Origin of the sequence: Streptomyces sp. NPDC091292, assembly GCF_044757265.1 — a bacterium.
In the GTDB taxonomy this organism is placed as follows: Bacteria; Actinomycetota; Actinomycetes; order Streptomycetales; family Streptomycetaceae; genus Streptomyces.
In genome coordinates this window covers 15,003-34,767 of sequence record NZ_JBIVUQ010000009.1, presented here as the reverse complement: position 1 = coordinate 34,767, position 19,765 = coordinate 15,003, and the positions used below count along the sequence as shown (strand labels likewise).

General features: G+C 72.1%; 16 protein-coding genes and 1 pseudogene. 5 read left to right on the top strand and 12 right to left on the bottom strand.

Annotation, left to right across the window (positions count from 1 at the left end):
- Nucleotide 1: 1 nt before the first annotated feature.
- The gene (gene recX / locus ACIQNU_RS24250) at nt 2-817 is read right to left on the bottom strand and encodes a recombination regulator RecX (RefSeq protein ID WP_401370026.1); all 816 of its coding nucleotides are present in this window, start codon (nt 815-817) and stop codon (nt 2-4) included.
- Nucleotides 818-820: 3 nt separating this feature from the next.
- Nucleotides 821-1,945 (bottom strand): recombinase RecA, encoded by a 1,125-nt coding sequence (gene recA / locus ACIQNU_RS24245; RefSeq protein ID WP_401370024.1) that lies wholly within the window; start codon nt 1,943-1,945, stop codon nt 821-823.
- 391 nt (nt 1,946-2,336) lie between these two features.
- Between recA and ACIQNU_RS24240 the strand changes: the two genes are divergently transcribed.
- Nucleotides 2,337-3,104, top strand: a complete 768-nt coding sequence (locus tag ACIQNU_RS24240) for a hypothetical protein (protein ID WP_401370022.1) — start codon at nt 2,337-2,339, stop codon at nt 3,102-3,104.
- 25 nt (nt 3,105-3,129) lie between these two features.
- Here ACIQNU_RS24240 and ACIQNU_RS24235 read toward each other — a convergent pair whose 3' ends face one another.
- Both ACIQNU_RS24235 and ACIQNU_RS24230 read right to left on the bottom strand, forming a co-directional pair.
- A complete protein-coding gene (locus ACIQNU_RS24235; RefSeq protein ID WP_401370019.1) occupies nt 3,130-4,458 on the bottom strand; it encodes an AI-2E family transporter in 1,329 nt (442 codons plus the stop codon).
- Nucleotides 4,459-4,554: 96 nt separating this feature from the next.
- On the bottom strand, nt 4,555-4,749 hold the full coding sequence (locus ACIQNU_RS24230; protein WP_401370017.1) for a DUF3046 domain-containing protein: 195 nt from the start codon (nt 4,747-4,749) through the stop codon (nt 4,555-4,557).
- A gap of 79 nt (nt 4,750-4,828) precedes the next feature.
- On the opposite strand from ACIQNU_RS24230, the gene ACIQNU_RS24225 reads away from it, so the two are divergent.
- The gene (locus ACIQNU_RS24225; protein ID WP_401370014.1) at nt 4,829-5,785 is read left to right on the top strand and encodes a hypothetical protein; all 957 of its coding nucleotides are present in this window, start codon (nt 4,829-4,831) and stop codon (nt 5,783-5,785) included.
- A gap of 80 nt (nt 5,786-5,865) precedes the next feature.
- On the opposite strand, the gene ACIQNU_RS24220 is transcribed toward ACIQNU_RS24225, so the two are convergent.
- The 3 genes and pseudogenes from ACIQNU_RS24220 to ACIQNU_RS24210 form a co-directional block, all read right to left on the bottom strand.
- Nucleotides 5,866-6,174: an AzlD domain-containing protein gene (locus ACIQNU_RS24220; RefSeq protein WP_401370011.1), complete on the bottom strand. Its 309-nt coding sequence runs from the start codon at nt 6,172-6,174 to the stop codon at nt 5,866-5,868.
- A complete protein-coding gene (locus tag ACIQNU_RS24215; RefSeq protein ID WP_401370008.1) occupies nt 6,171-7,106 on the bottom strand; it encodes an AzlC family ABC transporter permease in 936 nt (311 codons plus the stop codon). Before ACIQNU_RS24215 ends, ACIQNU_RS24220 begins: the two co-directional genes overlap by 4 nt.
- Nucleotides 7,079-7,972: pseudogene (locus ACIQNU_RS24210) on the bottom strand (AraC family transcriptional regulator); the annotation flags it as partial. The gene ACIQNU_RS24215 and the pseudogene ACIQNU_RS24210, both read right to left, overlap by 28 nt.
- Nucleotides 7,973-8,052: 80 nt before the next feature.
- On the opposite strand from ACIQNU_RS24210, the gene ACIQNU_RS24205 reads away from it, so the two are divergent.
- From ACIQNU_RS24205 to ACIQNU_RS24195, 3 genes are all read left to right on the top strand, one after another.
- On the top strand, nt 8,053-12,987 hold the full coding sequence (locus ACIQNU_RS24205) for an ATP-dependent helicase (RefSeq protein WP_401370005.1): 4,935 nt from the start codon (nt 8,053-8,055) through the stop codon (nt 12,985-12,987).
- A 135-nt stretch (nt 12,988-13,122) separates the two neighbouring features.
- Nucleotides 13,123-13,950, top strand: coding sequence for an Fpg/Nei family DNA glycosylase (locus ACIQNU_RS24200; protein WP_401370002.1), 828 nt, complete (start codon nt 13,123-13,125; stop codon nt 13,948-13,950).
- Nucleotides 13,951-14,184: 234 nt separating this feature from the next.
- Nucleotides 14,185-14,949, top strand: a complete 765-nt coding sequence (locus ACIQNU_RS24195; RefSeq protein WP_401369999.1) for an SDR family NAD(P)-dependent oxidoreductase — start codon at nt 14,185-14,187, stop codon at nt 14,947-14,949.
- Nucleotides 14,950-15,459: 510 nt separating this feature from the next.
- On the opposite strand, the gene ACIQNU_RS24190 is transcribed toward ACIQNU_RS24195, so the two are convergent.
- The 5 genes from ACIQNU_RS24190 to rimO form a co-directional block, all read right to left on the bottom strand.
- Nucleotides 15,460-15,930 carry a Dps family protein gene (locus tag ACIQNU_RS24190; protein WP_401369996.1) on the bottom strand — a complete coding sequence of 157 codons (471 nt, stop codon included), beginning with the start codon at nt 15,928-15,930 and terminating at the stop codon, nt 15,460-15,462.
- A gap of 271 nt (nt 15,931-16,201) precedes the next feature.
- On the bottom strand, nt 16,202-16,573 hold the full coding sequence (locus ACIQNU_RS24185) for a helix-turn-helix domain-containing protein (RefSeq protein ID WP_401369993.1): 372 nt from the start codon (nt 16,571-16,573) through the stop codon (nt 16,202-16,204).
- 109 nt (nt 16,574-16,682) lie between these two features.
- Nucleotides 16,683-17,207, bottom strand: coding sequence for a CinA family protein (locus tag ACIQNU_RS24180; protein WP_401369990.1), 525 nt, complete (start codon nt 17,205-17,207; stop codon nt 16,683-16,685).
- Complete coding sequence (gene pgsA / locus ACIQNU_RS24175) at nt 17,204-18,187, bottom strand: CDP-diacylglycerol--glycerol-3-phosphate 3-phosphatidyltransferase (protein ID WP_401369988.1); 984 nt, start codon at nt 18,185-18,187, stop codon at nt 17,204-17,206. The genes ACIQNU_RS24180 and pgsA overlap by 4 nt, the downstream gene beginning before the upstream one ends.
- On the bottom strand, nt 18,184-19,698 hold the full coding sequence (gene rimO, locus ACIQNU_RS24170; protein ID WP_401369986.1) for a 30S ribosomal protein S12 methylthiotransferase RimO: 1,515 nt from the start codon (nt 19,696-19,698) through the stop codon (nt 18,184-18,186). Before rimO ends, pgsA begins: the two co-directional genes overlap by 4 nt.
- Between the last annotated feature and the right edge of the window lie 67 nt (nt 19,699-19,765).

Below are 19,765 nucleotides of genomic sequence, written 5' to 3'. Positions count from 1 at the left end.
TTCAGATCCCCTCGTCCCCCAAGTCCCCCACGTCCTCTCCCTCTTCCTCCAATGCCTGGCGGACCACCCGGAGGGCCATGCCCTCGGGGTAGCCCTTGCGGGCGAGCATGCCTGCGAGGCGGCGGAGGCGTTTGTCCCGGTCGAGGCCCCGGGTGGACCGCAGTTTGCGGGCGACCAGTTCGCGGGCGGTCGCCTCCTCCTGCTCGGAGTCGAGTTGCCCCACGGCCTCGTCGATCAGCGTGGAGTCGACGCCTTTGGTACGCAGTTCCCGGGCGAGGGCGCGCCGGGCCAGTCCTCTGCCGTGGTGCCGGGACTCCACCCAGGCGTCCGCGAAGGCACCGTCGTTGATGAGGCCGACTTCCTCGAAGCGGGAGAGCACTTCCTCGGCTACGTCGTCGGGGATCTCTCGCTTGCGGAGGGCGTCCGCGAGTTGTTTGCGGGTACGCGGGGTCCCGGTGAGCAGGCGCAGGCAGATGCCGCGCGCCTGCTCAGCCGGGTCCCCTGGCGATTCCCCCTTTTCGGCCCTCGACGAGTGAGGGGAACCGCTGTCCTGGTGGCCGCCGGAACGGCCGGAGCGGCCACGTCGTCGCCTGCCCCCGCCCCGGCGTCCGTCCGCTTCGTCGCCCCGCTCGGTGTCGCTTTCCTCCCGGCGCCGGCCGTCCCAGTGGCCGTCTCCGGGCAGGTCCGTTCCCCCGCTGTTCTCACGTCGTGGCCGGTCGTCGTCCCCCGTGTCCCAGGGGTCGTGGCCGACCGCACGGCCGCGGCCCGCGCGGTCGGCGGGACCCGAGGGGTCCGGCCAATCGGTTCGCCGTGTCACGGATCAGCTCTTGGCCGCCGCGGCCTTGGTCTTGCCGGCCTTGGCCGCCGGCGCGGGCACGGTCTTGGCCGCGTCGTCGGCGGGTGCGGCGACGGCCGCGTCCGCGCCGGGCTCCGCGGTCGGGGCTTCGGGCCTCACACCGACGCCGAGCTTTTCCTTGATCTTCTTCTCGATCTCGTTCGCCAGGTCGGGGTTGTCCTTGAGGAAGTTACGGGCGTTCTCCTTGCCCTGTCCGAGTTGGTCGCCCTCGTACGTGTACCAGGCGCCTGCCTTGCGGACGAAGCCGTGCTCCACGCCCATGTCGATCAGACCGCCCTCGCGGCTGATGCCCTGGCCGTAGAGGATGTCGAACTCGGCCTGCTTGAAGGGCGGCGCGACCTTGTTCTTGACGACCTTGACGCGGGTGCGGTTGCCGACCGCGTCGGTGCCGTCCTTCAGGGTCTCGATGCGGCGGATGTCCAGGCGCACCGAGGCGTAGAACTTCAGTGCGCGGCCACCGGTCGTGGTCTCCGGGGAGCCGAACATCACGCCGATCTTCTCGCGGAGCTGGTTGATGAAGATCGCGGTGGTCTTGGACTGGTTGAGCGCGCTGGTGATCTTCCGGAGCGCCTGGCTCATCAGCCGGGCCTGGAGGCCGACATGCGAGTCACCCATCTCGCCCTCGATCTCCGCGCGCGGCACCAGTGCGGCGACGGAGTCGATGACGATCAGGTCGAGGGCGCCGGAGCGGACGAGCATGTCGACGATTTCCAGGGCCTGCTCACCGTTGTCCGGCTGGGACAGGATGAGGTTGTCGATGTCGACGCCGAGCTTCTTCGCGTACTCGGGGTCGAGGGCGTGCTCCGCGTCCACGAAGGCCACCTGGCCGCCGGCCTTCTGGGCGTTGGCCACCGCGTGCAGCGTGAGGGTCGTCTTGCCGGAGGACTCCGGTCCGTACACCTCCACCACTCGGCCGCGCGGCAGGCCGCCGACGCCGAGAGCCACGTCGAGCGCGGTCGACCCGGTGGGGATGACCTCGATGGGCTCATTCGGCCGCTCGCCCAGGCGCATCACGGCGCCCTTGCCGAATTGCCGTTCAATCTGTGCGAGTGCGGCGTCGAGCGCCTTCTCGCGGTCGGTTCCTGCCATGGGTTCCACCCGGTTTGCTTGAGTCGATCGCTTCACGTCACAGACGCTAGCGCCTGCCACTGACAATGCGCCCCGACGCCGGTCCAGCCTGTGGATAACTCGGGCCCGACGGCCCCGACCACCCCTCAATAAGAATGGATGTTCGATTTTGGTGTCAAGCGCACCACGCGGCACCACCGAGCCTACGTTCACGGTCTGACACCGCAGGTCTGACGCCACGAGTCCGACACCACGCGTCCGACGCGTCGCCGGATCCGACACCATCAGGCCGACGAACCCGGCAGCCGTACTCCCGGGGGCGTATCGCCGGAGTCTTCGGCCGGAGGACGACCGGGCTGTGTGACCGGCCGAAGCTGGGGCCCATGGAAAGCCGAACCGGAACACTCCCCCGATGACCCCGCCCTCCGCGTCCTTGCGCCGCGCGGCGCGCTCCGCCGAACGCCTCTGCTACGCGGTGGGTGCCGTCCTCGTCCTCTCCGGTCTGGCGCATCTGGTGGTGTTCGCCGTGGACGGCGGTCCCTGGGAGGGGCCCGTCTCCTGGCGCAAGCCCGTCACATTCGGGCTCTCCTTCGGGCTGACACTGATGGCGATCACCTGGGTGACGTCATATCTGCGGATCGGTTCGCGCGTGCGGAACGTTCTGCTGGTCGTGTTCGCCGCCGACTGTGTGCTGGAGGTCGGCGGGATCACCCTTCAGTCGTGGCGTGGGGTGCCGTCGCATCTCAACATGGAGAGCGCCTTCGACAGCCGGGTGTCGATGTCCCTGGCGGTGGGCGGAGGCGTGCTCGTGGTGCTGCTCTCCGCCTTCGCCGTCGCGTCGTTCCGGCGCCGCCCCACAGGGCCGGCCGGTATGGGGCTCGCCGTGCGTTCCGGGTTCGCGGTGCTGATCGTCGCCCTGTTGTCGGGCGCCGCGATGATCGCGCGCGGGGTGGTGCTCACCCGGACCGGTCACCAGGAGGCCGCGTACCACTCGACGGCGCCGCTCAAGCCACTGCACGGGGTGAGTCTGCACGCGGTCCTCGTGCTGCCCGCCCTGGCCTGGCTGATGTCCCTGACCGGTTGGAGGGACGGGACGAAGGAGAGGGTCGTGTTCGGCGCGGTGTGCTGCTACGCGGCTGCCGTCGCCGGTGCGGGGGTGTGGGCGCTCATGACGTACTGAGCGTCCCCTGGGCACGGCCGAGTGTTCAGCCGCTGCTCGTGGCACCGTCCGCGTCGGGTTCCGTGCGTATGACCCCGGTCGGCCCCGCTTCCACCTCCACCCGCGCCCCGCCCGCACCCGCGGCCTCGGGCTCCGGACGGCCGGACGGACGGCCGGTCCACATACCGCGGGCGCGTGACAGCAGACCCTCGCCCGTGCGCCGCCGCCCGTGCACGCGCGGGTCGTCCGCGACGTCGTACCGCTTCACGTACGCGCCCAGGAACGCCTGGAGCGTCGCGACCGCCGGGATGGCGATCAGGGCGCCGACCGCGCCGAGCAGCGCGGTGCCCGCGATCACCGAGCCGAAGGCGACAGCGGGGTGGATGTCCACGGTCCTCGCGGTCAGCTTGGGCTGGAGTACATAGTTCTCGAACTGCTGGTAGACCACGACGAAGATCAGGACCCACAGCGAGTACCAGGGGTCGACCGTGAAGGCGATGAGCATCGGCAGGGCGCCCGCGAGATAGGTGCCGATGGTGGGGATGAACTGGGAGACCAGGCCCACCCAGACGGCGAGCACGGGCGCGTAGGGCACGCCCAGAGCCTGCAACAGGATGTAGTGGGCGATGCCGGAGATCAGTGCCATCAGCCCGCGGGAGTACAGATAGCCGCCGGTCTTGTCGACGGCGATCTCCCACGCGCGCAGCACCTCGGCCTGCCGGGCGGGCGGCAGGACGGAGCAGAGGGCGCGGCGCAGGCGGGGTCCGTCGGCGGCGAAGTAGAACGAGAACAACAGGACCGTCAGGAGCTGGAAGAGTCCGCCGAGTACCTGTGCGGACACGTCCAGGACGCCGCTGGCACTGTTCTGGACGTACTTCTGGAGCCAGTCGGAGTGGACGAGGCTGTCCTGGACGGCGACCCGGTTCAGCTCGGTGCGGAAGGTGGAGTTGATCCAGTTGATCACCGAGTCGAGGTACTTCGGGAAGTCCTCCGCGATGCTCATGATCTGGTTCGCGAGCATCGATCCGAGCAGCGTGACGAAGCCCGCGCTCACGATCATGACGCCGAGGAAGACGAGCGCGGTGGCCAGTCCGCGGCGCATGCCGCGGGCGGCCATCCGGCTCACGGCGGGCTCGACGGCCAGCGCGAGGAAGAAGGCGATCAGGATGTTGATCAGCATCCCGGTCAGCTGGTGGAAGGCCCAACTGCCCAGTTGGAAGCAGGCGACGAGGGCAAGGGCGAGCACCATGGCGCGCGGCAGCCAGCGTGGCATGCGGGCGCCACGGCTCGCCGTGCCCGCCTCGGAGGGCGGCTCGGCCGGCGTCGTGCCGAACGGCGTCGGGGTCGTCTGCGCGGTGTCGTCAGTGGGTGCCACGGAGCAAGTCTCGCCCACGCCACCGACAATCCGACCCCGCCCCTCCACATCGGGCCTCCCGGCACGGTCGGAGCGGGCGTTCACGGACCCCGCGGATCACCGGTGCTCGGCGGGTACGTCCATCGCGACGCACACCGCGCGCCACACGTCCTTGGCCTCCCAGCCCGCGTCGAGCGCCTGGTGCACCGTGCGCCCGCCGAGCCCGGAGAGCACGTGATCGCGCGCGAAGGTGTCGGCGTATCCCGGACCGAAATGGTCCGCCATCTGCTGCCAGAAGACCGTCAACCGCATGCCCCCAGTATCCCGCCCCTGAGGGTGCAGCCCCGCCCGGGTGGCCCCCTCTGCACGCTTTCCGCCCTACGGTCAGGGTATGGCCGATTCCGGAGCATCCGTACGTCCCCCGTCGTCCTCGTCGCGGTCGGCGCTGGCCCGTGCCGAGCAGTTCGTGTGGCTCACCGCGCGCGTGCTGGAGCAGCGCAGGTTCGCGTATCACTTCATCGGCTCGCGGAGCGAGGGCGCGGCGGACGCGGTGGAGACGGCGCTCGACGCCTACCGCACGGGCGACGGCGGCTACGGTCACGCGCTCGAACCCGATCTGCGGGGGCCGGTCAGCCAGCCGCTGCACGCGGGGCACGCCTTGCGGGTGCTGGACTCGATCGGGCGCTGCGGCGGGCAGCGTGTGGAGCGGGTGTGCCGGTATCTGACCTCCGTCTCGACGTCCGACGGCGCTCTCCCGGCGGTCCTGCCCAGTCAGCGCGGCTATCCGGCGGCACCCTTCGTGCCGGTCGTGGACAACCCTCCGGGGGAGTTGCTGGCGACCGGGCCCGTGGTGGGGCTGCTGCACGGCAACAACGTGTGGCACGCGTGGCTGTTCCGGGCCACGGACTTCTGCTGGCAGGCGGTCGAGTCCCTGGGCATGACCCATCCGTACGAGGTGGAGGCGGCCGTCGCCTTTCTGGACGGCGTACCCGACCGCCCGCGCGCGGAGGCCGCCGCCGACCGCCTGGGCCGGCTGGTCCGGGAGCAGGGGCTCGCGGTGCTCGACCCGAAGCGGCTGGACGCGTTTCCGGTGTCACCCGGCTACGCGCCCGGTGAGCACCACTTCCCGCACGACTTCGCGCGCGTACCCGAATCGGTGTCCCGCGCGTGGTTCACGGACGGCGAGATGGCACTGTCCCTGGACCATCTGGAGAGCGAGCAGCAGGACGACGGCGGGTGGCCGGTCCGGTGGCGGCAGTGGGCGCCGGGCAGCGCCCTGGAGTCGCGTCCGATCGTCAGCATCGACGCCCTGCGGACCCTGCGCGCGTACGGGCGGCGCATCGACTGAGCGCGCGCCGGAAAGCGCGTGCAGGGCAGCGGAGGTCGGCCGTGAGGAGACACGGGCAGAAGCGGGGGCGCGATGGCAGCTCAGCCCGCCATCGCGCGTACTCCCGCCGTGACCAGGACGGCCGCCCCGACGACGAGCAGGAACGGCGCCCGGAACAGCAGCGCCACAGCCGCGGCAGCGAGCCCCGCGCTCTTCGCGTCGAGGGTGAGGGCCCGCCCGTCGGCGAACGTCTGCTGAGCCGTGAGCGCGGCGAGCAGCGCCACCGGCAGCAGCGCGGCGAGCCGCTTCACGAGCGGCCTCTCCAGGACGCCCACGGGCACCAGCAGGCCGATGAGCTTGACGGCGTAGCACCCGACCACTGTGGCGCCGATCGCGATCCAAATGGTCAACGGTCTTCCTTCGATGTGTCGTGGTGTGCGTCGTCGTGGTGGGTGTTGCTCTGCGAGTCGTCGTCGCGGGCGTGGGCGTCGTTCCGCGAGTCGCCGGGGGCGACGTGTGCGCCTTGAGCGCCTTGAGCGCCGTCCCGGGCGGTGTCCCTGATCTCGTGCGCGGTCGCCCGCGCGCGTGCCCTGCGGCCCTCCGCGTAGAGCACCGCCGGGGCGGCGAGCGCCGCGACCAGGACGGGCACTCCGGCGGGCAGGACGGGCAGCAGGCCGAGTCCGAGGACGACCGCGAAGGCGGCGACCGCGCGCTCCGTGGTCGTACGCAGCATGGGCGCGAGAAGCGCCAGGAAGACGGCAGGGCCGGCGGCGTCGAGCCCCCAGGCGTCCGTGTCGCCGATGGCCTCGGCGCCCAGTGCGCCGAGCAGGGTGGTGAGGTTCCACAGCAGGTACAGCGTGAGCCCGGTCACCGTGAACCCGATCCGGGCGGCGCGTCTCGTGGGCTGGGCGAGCGAGACGGCCGTGGTCTCGTCGATGACCCACTGCGCAGCGAACGGGCGCACCGCGCGCGGGAGGGCCAGAAGCTGCGAGAGACGCAGCCCGTAGAACGCGTTGCGCACTCCGAGGAAGAAGGCACCGGCAGCGGCCGTCAAGGGGTTGCCCCCGGCGGCGAGCGCGCCCACCAGGGCGAACTGTGAGGCGCCCGTGAAGACGAGCAGGCTCAGCGCGCAGGTCTGCAGGACGGTGAGGCCGCTGCCCGCCGCTGTCACTCCGAAGGCGAATCCGGAGAGCCCGACGGCGACGCCGACGCCGAGCGCGTCCCGGACGACCGCCGCGTCGCTCTTCGCGGGTTCCGGACCGCCTGGGCCGACCGCCTTGCCTGAGGTGCCCCGCCCGCCCGGGTGCGGGCCTATGTCCGCGGGTGCTGTCTGTTCTGCCACACCTCGGACGGTAGAAGCAGCGTGCCGCCGGCGTCTTGTACGTTCTTGCGCTCGCGCTGGTACGCGCCCGGGGGTACCCCGACGATCCGGGTGAAGTGCCGGTTGAGGTGCGGCTGGTCGGTGAAGCCGACGGCGACGGCCGCGTCGGCGGGCGACGTCCCGGCGTCGAGGAGGCGCCTGGCGTGCCGTACGCGCGCGTCGGTGAGCCAGGTGTGCGGCGGCATGCCGTAGGTGTCGCGGAAGGCGCGCAGCAGCGCGAAGGGGCTGGTGCCCAGTTCGGCGGCGAGCTTCTCCAGCGAGGGCGGCCCGGCCATCCGCTCCTCCAGCACGGCACGCGCGCGTGCCGCGACACGGGCGCCGGCCGAGCGCACGGAGCGCTGCGGAAGGGTTCCGCCGTTGACACGCAGGAGCCGGGTCACGGTGACCCGCAGCAGGGTGTCGGCCGCGAGCGCGTTGCCCTCGTCGACGGCGCGCAGCACCCGGTGGACGAGGGACGCGGCGTACGGGTCGTCGAGCACCGGGCGGGTGAAGCCGGGTGTGCCCCGGACGGTGGTGGTCTCGGCGGCGATGGCGGCGACGAGGTCGGGCGCCGGGTAGACGGCGCCGTACCGCCAGCCTTCGGGAAGCGCGGCCCGACCGGTGTGCGGGGTGTCGGGGTTGACCAGGGCCAGCGAGCCGGGGCCCGCGTACTGGTCGGCGCCGCCGTGGTGGAAGACCTCGACGCCGTCGCTGATGGCGGCGATCACGAAGTTCTCGTGGGTGTGCCGGACGAACGTCTTGTGGATGTAGCGGGCCCGCAGCAGGTCGACACCGGGCAGTTCCGCGTACTGCCAGTGCCGCGCCCGCTCCGCCCCCGAACCTGCCATGTCCCCATTCTGCGCCACCGCCGCCCTGGGCGTTTGCGCAGGTGACGGGCGTTGTCAGTGGTCGGGTGCAGGATGGGGGCATGGTCAGGTCCGCTCACGACTCCCACGGCGCTCACGGCGCTCACGGCGCTCTCAATGGGTTCTCCCCCGCGACCCGCAGCTGGTTCACGGGGGCGTTTCCCGCGCCCACCAGTGCCCAGGCCGGGGCGTGGCAGGCCATCGGCGCGGGTTCGGACGTCCTGGTCGTGGCCCCGACGGGCTCCGGAAAGACCCTCGCCGCGTTCCTCGCCGCCCTGGATCAGCTGGCGTCCACCCCGCCGCCGGCCGATCCGAGGAAGCGGTGCCGCGTGCTGTACGTGTCTCCGCTGAAGGCCCTCGCGGTGGACGTGGAGCGCAATCTCCGCAGCCCGCTGACCGGCATCCGCCAGGAGGCCGTCCGGCTGGGCCTGCCGGAGCCCGAGGTGAAGGTCGGCATCCGGTCGGGCGACACCCCGGCCGCCGAGCGCCGCGCCCTGTCGACCCGTCCCCCGGACATCCTGATCACCACCCCGGAGTCGCTGTTCCTGATGCTGACGTCCGCCACGCGCGACGCGCTGACGGGCATCGAGACGGTCATCCTGGACGAGGTGCACGCGGTGGCGGGCACCAAACGCGGCGCGCATCTCGCGCTCACCCTGGAGCGGCTGGACGAGCTGCTGCCCCGCCCTGCGCGGCGCATCGGCCTGTCGGCGACGGTCCGCCCGGTCGACGAGGTCGCGCGCTATCTGTCGCCGAGCCGCGGCGCGACGATCGTCCAGCCGCCGTCGGGCAAGGAGTTCGACCTGTCGGTGGTCGTGCCCGTGGAGGACCTGGCCGAGCTGGGCGGCTCCCCGGTCGCCGACTCCGACGACGGCGCGGAGCGCCCCTCGATCTGGCCGCATGTCGAGGAGCGCATCGCCGATCTCGTGCAGGCCCACCGCTCCACGATCGTCTTCGCGAACTCCCGCCGCCTCGCGGAGCGCCTGTGCAACCGGCTGAACGAGATCGCGTACGAGCGGGCGACCGGCCACCCGCTGGACGAGGCGCATTCCCCGGCGGAGCTGATGGGCGGCTCCGGGGCGGCCCAGGGCGCGCCGCCCGTCATCGCGCGCGCCCACCACGGTTCCGTGTCGAAGGAGCAGCGCGCTCTGGTCGAGGAGGACCTGAAGGCGGGCCGTCTGCCGGCCGTGGTCGCCACGTCGAGCCTGGAGCTGGGCATCGACATGGGCGCGGTGGACCTCGTCGTCCAGGTGGAGTCCCCGCCGTCGGTCGCCTCCGGCCTCCAGCGCGTGGGCCGCGCGGGACACCAGGTCGGCGCCGTGTCGACAGGTGTGGTGTTCCCGAAGTACCGCGGTGACCTGGTGCAGGCCGCCGTGGTCACCGAGCGCATGCGGACGGGCTCGATCGAATCGCTCAAGGTGCCCGCGAACCCGCTGGACGTCCTCGCGCAGCAGCTCGTCGCGATGACCGCGATGGACACCTGGCAGGTCGACGACCTGCTGGCGCTGGCCCGCCGCGCGGCGCCCTTCGCGTCGCTGCCCGAATCGGCGTTCACGGCTGTCCTGGACATGCTCGCCGGGCGCTATCCGTCGGACGCGTTCGCGGAGCTGCGCCCGCGCGTGGTGTGGGATCGCGTCGCCGGCACGGTCACCGGCCGCCCCGGCGCGCAGCGGCTCGCCGTCACCTCCGGCGGCACGATCCCCGACCGCGGCCTGTTCGGCGTGTTCCTCGCCGGCGCGGACCCCAAGAAGGGCGGCGGCCGGGTCGGCGAGCTGGACGAGGAAATGGTGTACGAGTCGCGCGTGGGCGATGTGTTCACGCTCGGCACCAGCTCCTGGCGGATCGAGGACATCACGCGCGACCGGGTGCTCGTGTCACCGGCGCCCGGGGTGCCGGGACGGCTGCCGTTCTGGAAGGGCGATCAGCTGGGACGCCCGCTCGAACTGGGGCGCGCGGTCGGCGCGTTCCTGCGGGAGGTCGGCTCGCTGCCCCAGGACGACGCCCGGCTGCGGCTGCTGGCCGCCGGGCTCGACGCGTGGGCCGCCGACAACGTCCTCGCGTACCTCGCCGAGCAGCGCCAGGCGTGCGGGCACGTCCCGGACGACCGCACGATCGTCGTGGAGCGGTTCCGTGACGAGCTGGGCGACTGGCGGGTCGTCGTGCACTCCCCGTTCGGCGCCCAGGTGCACGCGCCGTGGGCCCTCGCCCTGGGCGCCCGCCTCAGCGAGCGGTACGGCATGGACGCGCAGGTCATGCACGCCGACGACGGCATCGTGCTGCGCCTGCCGGACGCCGATCTGATGAGCCTGGACCTGCTCGACCGGGAGCCGACGAAGGCAGGCACCGAGTACGACGCGGAGCAGGCACCCGTAGGCGCGGGTGACGTCGTCTTCGACAAAGGCGAGGTCGATCAGGTCGTCACCGACCAGGTCGGCGGTTCGGCGCTGTTCGCGTCGCGGTTCCGCGAGTGCGCCGCCCGCGCGCTGCTGCTGCCGCGCCGCAGCCCCGGCAAGCGCACCCCGCTGTGGCAGCAGCGCCAGCGCGCCGCGCAACTGCTCCAGGTGGCGAGCGAGTTCGGCTCGTTCCCGATCGTCCTCGAAGCCGTAAGGGAATGCCTTCAGGACGTCTTCGACGTGCCGGGCCTGACCGAGCTGATGGGCGACATCGAGTCCCGCAAGGTCCGCCTCGTCGAAGTCACCACCCCCGAACCGTCCCCCTTCGCGCGCTCCCTGCTCTTCGGGTACGTGGCCCAGTTCCTGTACGAGGGCGACTCCCCGCTCGCCGAGCGGCGCGCCGCCGCCCTGTCGCTGGACTCCCGGCTCCTCGCCGAACTCCTGGGCCAGGCCGAGCTGCGGGAGCTGCTCGACGCCGACGTCCTCACGGAGCTGGAGCGTGAGGTCCAGTGGCTCACCGACGACCGCCGGGTGAAGGACGCTGAGGGAGTCGCCGATCTGCTGCGTGTCCTCGGCCCGCTCACCCCCGGAGAGCTGACCGAGCGCGGCGCCGAACCGCGCTGGGCCGAGGAGTTGGCAGGGGCGCGGCGCGCGATCCGGGTGCGTATCGGCGGGACGGACCACTGGGCGGCGATCGAGGACGCGGGACGGCTGCGGGACGCACTCGGGACGGCCCTTCCGGTGGGCGTCCCCGAGGCGTTCACGGAGCCGGTCAAGGACCCGCTGGGCGACCTCCTCGCGCGCTATGCGCGCACCCACGGCCCGTTCACCTCGGCCACGGCCGCCGCTCGCTTCGGGCTGGGCGTCGCCGTCACGGAAGGCGCACTACAGAGGCTCGCGGCGAGCGGCCGAGTCGTCCAGGGAGAGTTCCATCCCGCGGGCATCGGCCAGGAGTGGTGCGACGCGACCATCTTGCGCCGGCTGCGGCGGCGCTCCCTGGCCGCGCTGCGCCACGAGCTGGAGCCGGTACCGCCCGCGGCACTCGCACAGTTCCTGCCGCAGTGGCAGCACGTGGGCGAGCGCGGCGGACTGCGCGGCGTCGACGGTCTGGTCCGCGCCGTCGAGCAGTTGCAGGGAGCGTCGGTGCCCGCGTCGGCGCTGGAAAAACTGGTCCTGCCCTCCCGGGTGTCCGGGTACGCGCCGGCGATGCTCGACGAACTCACCGCGGCGGGCGAGGTGGTGTGGGCCGGTGCGGGCGCCCTGCCGGGCAAGGACGGTTGGGTCTCGCTGTATCTGGCCGACGCGGCGCCCCTCCTGCTGCCGCCGCCGCACCCTTTGGAGCTGACACCGCTGCACCAGTCCGTCCTGGACGCCCTCTCCGGGGGGTACGGGCTGTTCTTCCGCCAGATCACCGACCAGGTCCGCGCCACCACACACCCCGACGCCACCGACCCCCAACTCGCCGACGCCGTCTGGGACCTGGCATGGTCCGGGCGCCTCACCAACGACACGCTGTCCCCGATGCGCTCCCTGCTCGGCTCGGGCCGTACCGCGGGCTCCACCGCCCACCGCGCCAAACGCGCCGTACCACGCGGGCGTTACGGCAGCCTGACCGCCGCCGCACGCCCCGCGTCGCGTACGGGCCCGCCGACCGTCGCCGGACGGTGGTCCCTTTTGCCGCCGGTCGAGCCCGACACGACGCTGCGCGCGCACGCCCTGGCCCGTACCCTCCTGGACCGGCACGGCGTGGTGACCAGGGGTGCGGTCGCGGCGGAAGGTGTCGAGGGTGGGTTCTCGGCGGTGTATCGGGTGCTGTCGGCGTTCGAGGACAGTGGTCAGGCACGGCGCGGGTATGTCGTGGAGGGACTGGGTGCCGCACAGTTCGCGATGGACGGCGCCGTCGACCGCCTGCGGGCCACGGCCAACGCCCGCGAGCGCGGCGAGACGCTGCCGGGGCCCTCCGGGGGCGAGGGGACCGACGGCGCGTACGGCTTCCCGGCGGACGGCTCCAACGGCTTCCCCGGCACCAATCCGCACGGCTTCCCCACGGACGGCACGCACGCGCTGCGCGGCAACGGCTCGGGGCACGCGAGGGAGACCTACGACGACGGCGACAGCGGCGACGGCAGCGAGACCAACGGCTTCCCGGACCCCGTCCCGTACACCGCCCCGAACCGTTTCCGAAGCCGGGGAAACCCCTCCGCAACCGGCCCACGCGCGGTGGTCCTGGCCGCCGCCGACCCCGCGAACGCGTACGGAGCCGCGTTGCCCTGGCCCGAACCGCCGACCGGCGCGGGACACAAGCCGGGCCGCAAGGCCGGGTCCCTCGTCGTCCTGGTCGACGGCGAGCTGACGCTGTACATGGAGCGCGGCGGCAAGACCCTGCTGGCCTGGCCCGCACATCCGGACGCCCCCGCCGACCCCGACGACCGCCGCCTCGCCGCGGCGGCCGACGCCCTCGCAGCCGCCGCGCGCGCGGGGTCCCTCGGCACTGTCACAGTGGAGCGCGTCAACGGCGCCTCGGCCCTGACATCGCCACTCGGCACCCTCCTCGAAACGGCGGGCTTCCACGCGACCCCGAGGGGATTGCGCCTGAGAGCTTGAGACCTCGGCACCCGAGGAGCCCGAGGCCCCGTACCCGCACCGGCACCGGCACCGGCACCGGCACGCGCACCCACCCCCGCCACCGCACGCGCACGGCCACCGCAACCGCCACCCCCACCATGCAACCCTGTACCCATGCCCGAAGGAGACACCGTCTGGCAGGCCGCAGGGCGTCTGCACCGCGCCCTGGCGGGGCACGTCCTCACCCGGTCCGACCTGCGCGTCCCCAAATTCGCCACGGCCGACCTCACCGGCCGCACCGTCCTGGACGTCACCCCGCGCGGCAAGCACCTGCTGACCCGGATCGAGGGCGGCCTGACCCTGCACTCGCATCTGCGGATGGACGGCTCCTGGAAGATCTACACCCCCGGAGAACGCTGGCGCGGCGGCCCCGCCCACCAGATCCGCGCCATCCTGGGCACCACCGGCCACACAGCCGTCGGCTACCGGCTCCCCGTACTCGAACTCCTCCGCACCACCGACGAACAGCGGGCCGTCGGGCATCTGGGCCCTGACCTCCTCGGCCCGGACTGGGACCCCGACCAGGCCCTGACCAACCTCCTCGCAGGCCCCGCCCGCCCCCTCGGCGAAGCCCTGCTCGACCAGCGCAACCTCGCCGGAATCGGCAATGTCTACAAATCCGAACTCTGCTTCCTGCTCCGCGCGACCCCTTGGCTGCCCATCGGCGAACTGCTCCCTGACACCGCCGCACGGCTCCCGGCCCTCGCGAAGAAGCTGCTGGAGGCGAACCGGGACCGCCCGGCGCGTTCCACGACCGGCGTCCGCGATCAGAACCTCTTCGTCTACGGCCGCGCCCCGCGCCCCTGCCTACGCTGCGGCACACCCGTCAGGCAGGCCGACCAGGGCGACGGCTCCCGCGAGCGCCCCACCTACTGGTGCCCGACCTGCCAGTCCGGCCCGGCACCCGGCCGCCACACGACACCCCGTCGCGGCCGAACCTGACACCGCCCCCACCCGTACCGCCCCACGTATGTCCCGTGGACCCATGCCCGGCAGACCCACATATCCCGTAGACCCACATCTCGTAGCCCCATGTCTGATGGCCCTATGTGCCGCGCCCCCATATGCCCTGGCCCCATATGCCGCGGCCACATATCCCCTGACCCCATACCCACTCCACCCACACCCCCTCCAAGCCAATTGACGGACCGTCAGATCCGCCCGTACGGTCGCTGCATGCCCGTAGACGCGTACGACCTCACCGGACGCACCGCCTTCGTCACCGGAGCCGCGAGCGGCATCGGGCGCGCCAGTGCCGTACTGCTCGCCCGCGCCGGTGCCACCGTGCACTGCGCGGACCGCGACGCCCAGGGACTGGACGAGACCGCCACGGCCATCAAGGACGACGGCGGAACCGCCCACCTCCACCCGCTCGACGTGACCGACCGCGCACGCCTCAAGGAGGCCGTCGAGGCGTGCGGCCGGCTCGACATCATGGCGGCGGTCGCCGGCATCATGCACACCAGTACGGTCCTGGAGACCCGCGACGAGGACCTTGACCGCGTCCTGAACGTCAACTTCAAGGGCGTCCTGTACGCATGCCAGGAGGCGGCCGGCTCAATGATCGCGAACGGCGTGCCCGGCAGCATCGTCACCATGGCCTCGGGCGCCATCGACACCGGAGGGCCCGGCCTGCTCTGCTACAGCGCCGCGAAGGCCGCCGTCGTCCAGCTCACCAAGACCCTGGCGACGGAGACAGGCCCGCGCGGCATCCGGGTGAACGCGGTGGCTCCGGGCTGGATCCGTACGCCGATGACCGACCGCCACGACGCGGCGGCGCAGGCGCACAGCGAAGCCGCGATGATCCGCAGGACACCCCTCGGCCGGGTCGGCGAACCGGGCGACATCGCACACGCCGTGCTGTATCTGGCGTCCGACGCCTCCGCCTTCACAACGGGCCAGATCCTCCGCCCGAACGGCGGCGTCGCCATGCCCTGGTAACCCGACCGAGCAGCCACGAAGCCCCACGGGCACCGCCGGCCGCACCCCCCGGACCCCCCACGCCGCCCGCGCTCCCCACACCCCCGGTGCCCCCACCGGTATCCACCACACCCCTGCCATACGCGGCGCCGCCACCGGACACCTCCCCGCCATACGCCCCGTACGACCCCACATCCCCGCCGGACCCGCGACACCCGCCAGACCAGACCCTGCCGCCCTCCCCGGCACCCGCGAACCCCACCCCCGCAACCGCTCCCACCACCGGAGCCTCCCGCCCCGGCCCGGCCCCTACCCCCCGCCGCCTCAACATCCGCCTCGCCTGCGACTTCGGTACGCAGTGCACCGGCAGCAAGCTCAACCCCCAACCGCCGGCGACCACCGTGCCCTCCACCGCGCCCGCGTCGGGCGCCAGGGCGAGGCGCAGTACGGCCCACCACCACAATGCACCCAGGGCCACCGCGATGGCCCGCCACGCTATTCGCCCTGTCATGGCCCGGCCCGGAGAGCCGCTCAGCCGTTCTCGGCCTGGAACATCCAATGATGCTTCTCCAGATCGGCGGTGATGCCGATGAAGATGTCCTGGCTGACGGGGTCCGCCTCGGCGGTGACCTCCACCCGTTCACGCATCCGGGTGATCACGGCGGCAAGCGCATCGACCAGGGTGCCCACCGCGTCGGCGTCCTTGACCCAGCCTTCCGGTACGGCACCGATGCCGCTGGTGCGGGAGACGGTGCCAGCGCGTCCGTCCGGGGAGACACCGAGCGTGGAGGCACGCTCCGCGACGGTGTCGGAGTGCTTCCGGGCCGTGTCGACGACCTCGTCGAGCTGGAGGTGGACCGAGCGGAAGCGCGGCCCGACCACGTTCCAGTGGATCTGCTTGGCGATCAGCGAGAGGTCCACCAGGTCCACGAGCGCGCCCTGGAGGGCGTCGGCCACGGTCTTCAGGTCCGCCTCGGACAACGGGCTCTTCACGACGTACATCCGAATCCTCCGGTTCCTTGATCGGGTCCCTTGACCGGGCCCCATGATCGAGTTCCTTGATCGAGTTCCTTGAGGAGGGGCCCTGGTCGGGCGCCTTGATCGCTACCCCATCCACCATGGCACAACCGTTAGAAACCGGTCACTCGACGCAAACCGCCAGACACGGCAGAACTGGCGCACACAGGGGAACCTCCCGGCACGCAAAAACCCCGACCACAGCGCCCCCGTGGTCTCCCACGGAGCCGCCCCGGCCGGGGCATCCCAAGCGAAATCAGGCGGCGACTACGTCGACCGCCTCCGTTGGGGCCTTGATCGTGACCCGTTCCGGTGGCACACCGGCCACCGATACGGAGTTGAGCATCGGGCGTACCGGCGCGGGGACCGGCTCGACTGCCGCAGACTCGGCCAGCTCGGCGAGGGCAAGGTCGTCGCTCACCTCACGCATGAGCTCGGACATCCGTACGTCAAGCGCGTCGCAGATAGCGGAGAGCAGCTCGGAGGAAGCCTCCTTCTGCCCCCGCTCCACCTCGGAGAGATAGCCGAGCGAGACTCGGGCGGACGAGGAGACTTCGCGCAGAGTACGGCCCTGGCGCTGGCGCTGCCGACGCAGCACGTCACCCAGCAGGCGACGGAGCAGAATCATCGGTGGCTCCCTCCTCGGACCGTGTAGCCGCATCCTTCACGCCCCACCGTACCGCCTCGCGCGGCGGCCGTGCGGGGAGCGATGTCGTGTTCACTCAGGGCTGCAAACATCAATTCCCCCCGTTGTGTTCCGTATCCTGTGTCCGCTCATTCCCGAGGTGTTCGCCGGAAAGCCGCTCCAGGAGAAGGGCGAGCACGCTCCGTGCGCTCTCCCTACGAATGTCCGCCCGGTCGCCGTTCAACCGCAGCGAAGCCACTTTCCCGTTGTCACGGGGGCCGCGCACGGCCACGAAGACCGTGCCGACGGGCTGTCCGTCCTGGGGTTCGGGCCCGGCGACGCCGGTGGTGGCTATCCCCCAGTCCGCGCCGAGCGCCGTCCGGGCGCCTGCGGCCATCTGCAGCGCGACCTCGGGGTCCACGGCGCCGGACTCGGCCAGGAGGGTGCCGTCGACCCCCAGGAGCCGTTGTTTCAGCTCGGTCGCGTACGCCGTGACGGAGCCACGGAAGGCGTGGGACGCCCCCGGTGTCGCGGTGATGTCGGCCGCGACCAGGCCGCCGGTCAGCGACTCGGCGACGGCGAGTGTCTCGCTCCTCGCGCGCAGCAGTCGCAGCGCCTCGGCGGCCTCCGCCGTCACCGCTCGGACTCCTCGCCGCGCGCGGGTTCCCGCGCCCCGGCGACTCCGGCAGTTCCCCCGGTCTCGGTCACCCCAGCGCGCTCCGGCGTCTGCGCCCCTTGCGCGCGCCCTTGCGCCCCCTGCGCCTCGGAAGCGCCCTCTCCAGCAACGGCACCGGCACCATCACGGACCCCGGACCCGCCGACACCGCCGGACGCACCGGACACCCCGGACAGACCAGACGCCCCGACGCCACCGTCAGCAACGACCCCGCCGCCGACATCACCCTCCGCAACGACCTGGCCACCGGAACCCGCACCCACACCGGCACCCGCCACCACGCCCCGCTCCACCCGAGCCTCCCGCTCCGCCAACCCCCGCCTCCGCAACACCACGGCCTGCCTCACATAGTCGAGCCCGGTGACCACCGTCAGCACCACGGCGACGGCCATCATCCAGAACCGGAGGGTCGCCAGCGGCCCGGTCAGCGCCAAGACGTACATCCCGACGGCCGTGCCCTGCGCGAGCGTCTTCATCTTGCCGCCGCGGCTGGCGGGAATGACCCCGAACCTGATGACGAGAAAACGCAGCAGGGTGATCCCGAGTTCCCGGCCGAGGATCACGCCGGTCACCCACCAGGGCAGGTCCCCGAGCGAGGAGAGACAGATCAGCGCGGCGCCCATGATCGCCTTGTCGGCGATGGGGTCGGCGATCTTCCCGAAGTCGGTGACCAGGTTGTACGTACGGGCGAGATGTCCGTCGAACAGGTCGGTGATCATGGCGATGGCGAAGGCGGCCCAGGCCAGAGAGCGCCATGCCGGGTCGTAGCCGCCGTCGGCCAGCATCAGGGCCACGAAGCCCGGTACGAGCAGCAGCCGGACCATGGTGAGGATGTTCGCGATGTTCCAGAGGCTGGCCTGGTTGACGGCCGCAGCGCCCAGCTTGCCGCCGGGCGCCGGCCTGCCGGAACCGCCCGCCGCGGATGCCGGGACTCCGGTCATCTGGCCGCCTCCTCGGAACACGCGCCGCGCTCGATGACTTCAGCCACCAGATCGACGCCTTCGGTGCCCACCACCTTTGCCACGACCATACGGCCCACGCTCAGGCCCTCGCCGCTCGTGAACTGCACCTGACCGTCCGTCTCAGGTGCCTGGTGCGCGGCGCGCCCGACGGCGGGCTCGTCCTCGTACGCGGAGAGGCCGCCGGAGCCGTCCGCCCCGGGGACGGACTCGACCAGGACCTCCAGGGTCTCGCCGAGCCGTTCGTCGGCCCGCTGCGCGGTCAGCTCCTCGGCGAGCCGCGACACGCGCGCGAGGCGCTCGTCGACGACCTCCTGAGGCAGCTTTCCGTCGTACGTGGCGGCTTCGGTGCCCTCCTCGTCGGAGTACCCGAACACACCGACGGCGTCGAGGCGCGCGCCCGTGAGGAAACGCTCCAGCTCGGCGAGGTCGGCGTCGGTCTCGCCGGGGAAGCCGACGATGAAGTTGGACCGCACCCCGGCCTGGGGTGCCTTGCCGCGGATCTGGTCGAGCAGGTCGAGGAACCGGTCGGTGTCCCCGAAGCGGCGCATCGCGCGCAGCACCCCGGGCGCGGAGTGCTGGAAGGAGAGGTCGAAGTAGGGCGCGACCTTCTCGGTGGAGGTGAGGACATCGATGAGCCCCGGCCGCATCTCGGCGGGCTGGAGGTAGCTCACGCGCACGCGCTCGATGCCGTCGACGGCGGCGAGTTCGGTCAGGAGGGTCTCCAGGAGGCGGATGTCGCCGAGGTCCTTGCCGTACGACGTGTTGTTCTCGGAGACCAGCATGATCTCCTTGACGCCCTGCTCGGCCAGCCAGCGGGTCTCGCCGAGGACGTCCGACGGACGGCGCGAGATGAAGGAGCCGCGGAAGGACGGGATGGCGCAGAAGGAGCAGCGCCGGTCGCAGCCGGAGGCCAGCTTCACGGACGCGACGGGTGAGGTGCCGAGGCGGCGGCGCAGGGGCGCGCGCGGGCCGGACGCGGGGGCGAGGCCGTCGGGCAGGTCCACCGGGGCGGCCACGGGTGCGTGCCCGGGGAGGGCGACGCCCGAGCCCGCTTCCTGCCGCTGAGCGGGGCTGACGGGCAGCAGCTTGCGGCGGTCGCGGGGGGTGTGCGAGGCGTGGATGCCGCCGCTCAGGATGGTCTGGAGGCGGTCGGAGATGTCCGCGTAGTCGTCGAAGCCGAGGACGCCGTCCGCCTCGGGGAGGGCGTCGGCGAGTTCCTTGCCGTACCGCTCGGCCATGCAGCCGACGGCGACGACGGCCTGGGTTCTGCCGTGTCCCTTGAGGTCGTTGGCCTCCAGGAGGGCGTCGACGGAGTCCTTCTTGGCGGCTTCCACGAATCCGCACGTGTTGACGACGGCTACGTCGGCTTCTTCGGCGGTCTCGACGAGCTGCCAGCCGTCCGCCTCCAAGCGGCCCGCCAGCTCCTCCGAGTCCACCTCGTTACGGGCGCAGCCAAGAGTGACTAGGGCGACAGTGCGGCGTTCGGGCATGGGCTCAGACTACTTCGTCCCACCGACAGCCCCTGCGACGAGGCTCCCCGATCTTGGCCGGGGCGGC

What these genes read in the sequence shown, in the direction of transcription:
- ACIQNU_RS24185 (WP_401369993.1), bottom strand. Translation starts at nt 16,573, where the DNA reads ATGATTCTGCTCCGTCGCCTGCTGGGTGACGTGCTGCGTCGGCAGCGC.
- ACIQNU_RS24240 (WP_401370022.1), top strand. Translation starts at nt 2,337, where the DNA reads ATGACCCCGCCCTCCGCGTCCTTGCGCCGCGCGGCGCGCTCCGCCGAA.
- recA (WP_401370024.1), bottom strand. Translation starts at nt 1,945, where the DNA reads ATGGCAGGAACCGACCGCGAGAAGGCGCTCGACGCCGCACTCGCACAG.
- ACIQNU_RS24195 (WP_401369999.1), top strand. Translation starts at nt 14,185, where the DNA reads ATGCCCGTAGACGCGTACGACCTCACCGGACGCACCGCCTTCGTCACC.
- ACIQNU_RS24230 (WP_401370017.1), bottom strand. Translation starts at nt 4,749, where the DNA reads ATGCGGTTGACGGTCTTCTGGCAGCAGATGGCGGACCATTTCGGTCCG.
- pgsA (WP_401369988.1), bottom strand. Translation starts at nt 18,187, where the DNA reads ATGACCGGAGTCCCGGCATCCGCGGCGGGCGGTTCCGGCAGGCCGGCG.
- ACIQNU_RS24200 (WP_401370002.1), top strand. Translation starts at nt 13,123, where the DNA reads ATGCCCGAAGGAGACACCGTCTGGCAGGCCGCAGGGCGTCTGCACCGC.
- ACIQNU_RS24190 (WP_401369996.1), bottom strand. Translation starts at nt 15,930, where the DNA reads ATGTACGTCGTGAAGAGCCCGTTGTCCGAGGCGGACCTGAAGACCGTG.
- ACIQNU_RS24205 (WP_401370005.1), top strand. Translation starts at nt 8,053, where the DNA reads ATGGTCAGGTCCGCTCACGACTCCCACGGCGCTCACGGCGCTCACGGC.
- ACIQNU_RS24225 (WP_401370014.1), top strand. Translation starts at nt 4,829, where the DNA reads ATGGCCGATTCCGGAGCATCCGTACGTCCCCCGTCGTCCTCGTCGCGG.
- rimO (WP_401369986.1), bottom strand. Translation starts at nt 19,698, where the DNA reads ATGCCCGAACGCCGCACTGTCGCCCTAGTCACTCTTGGCTGCGCCCGT.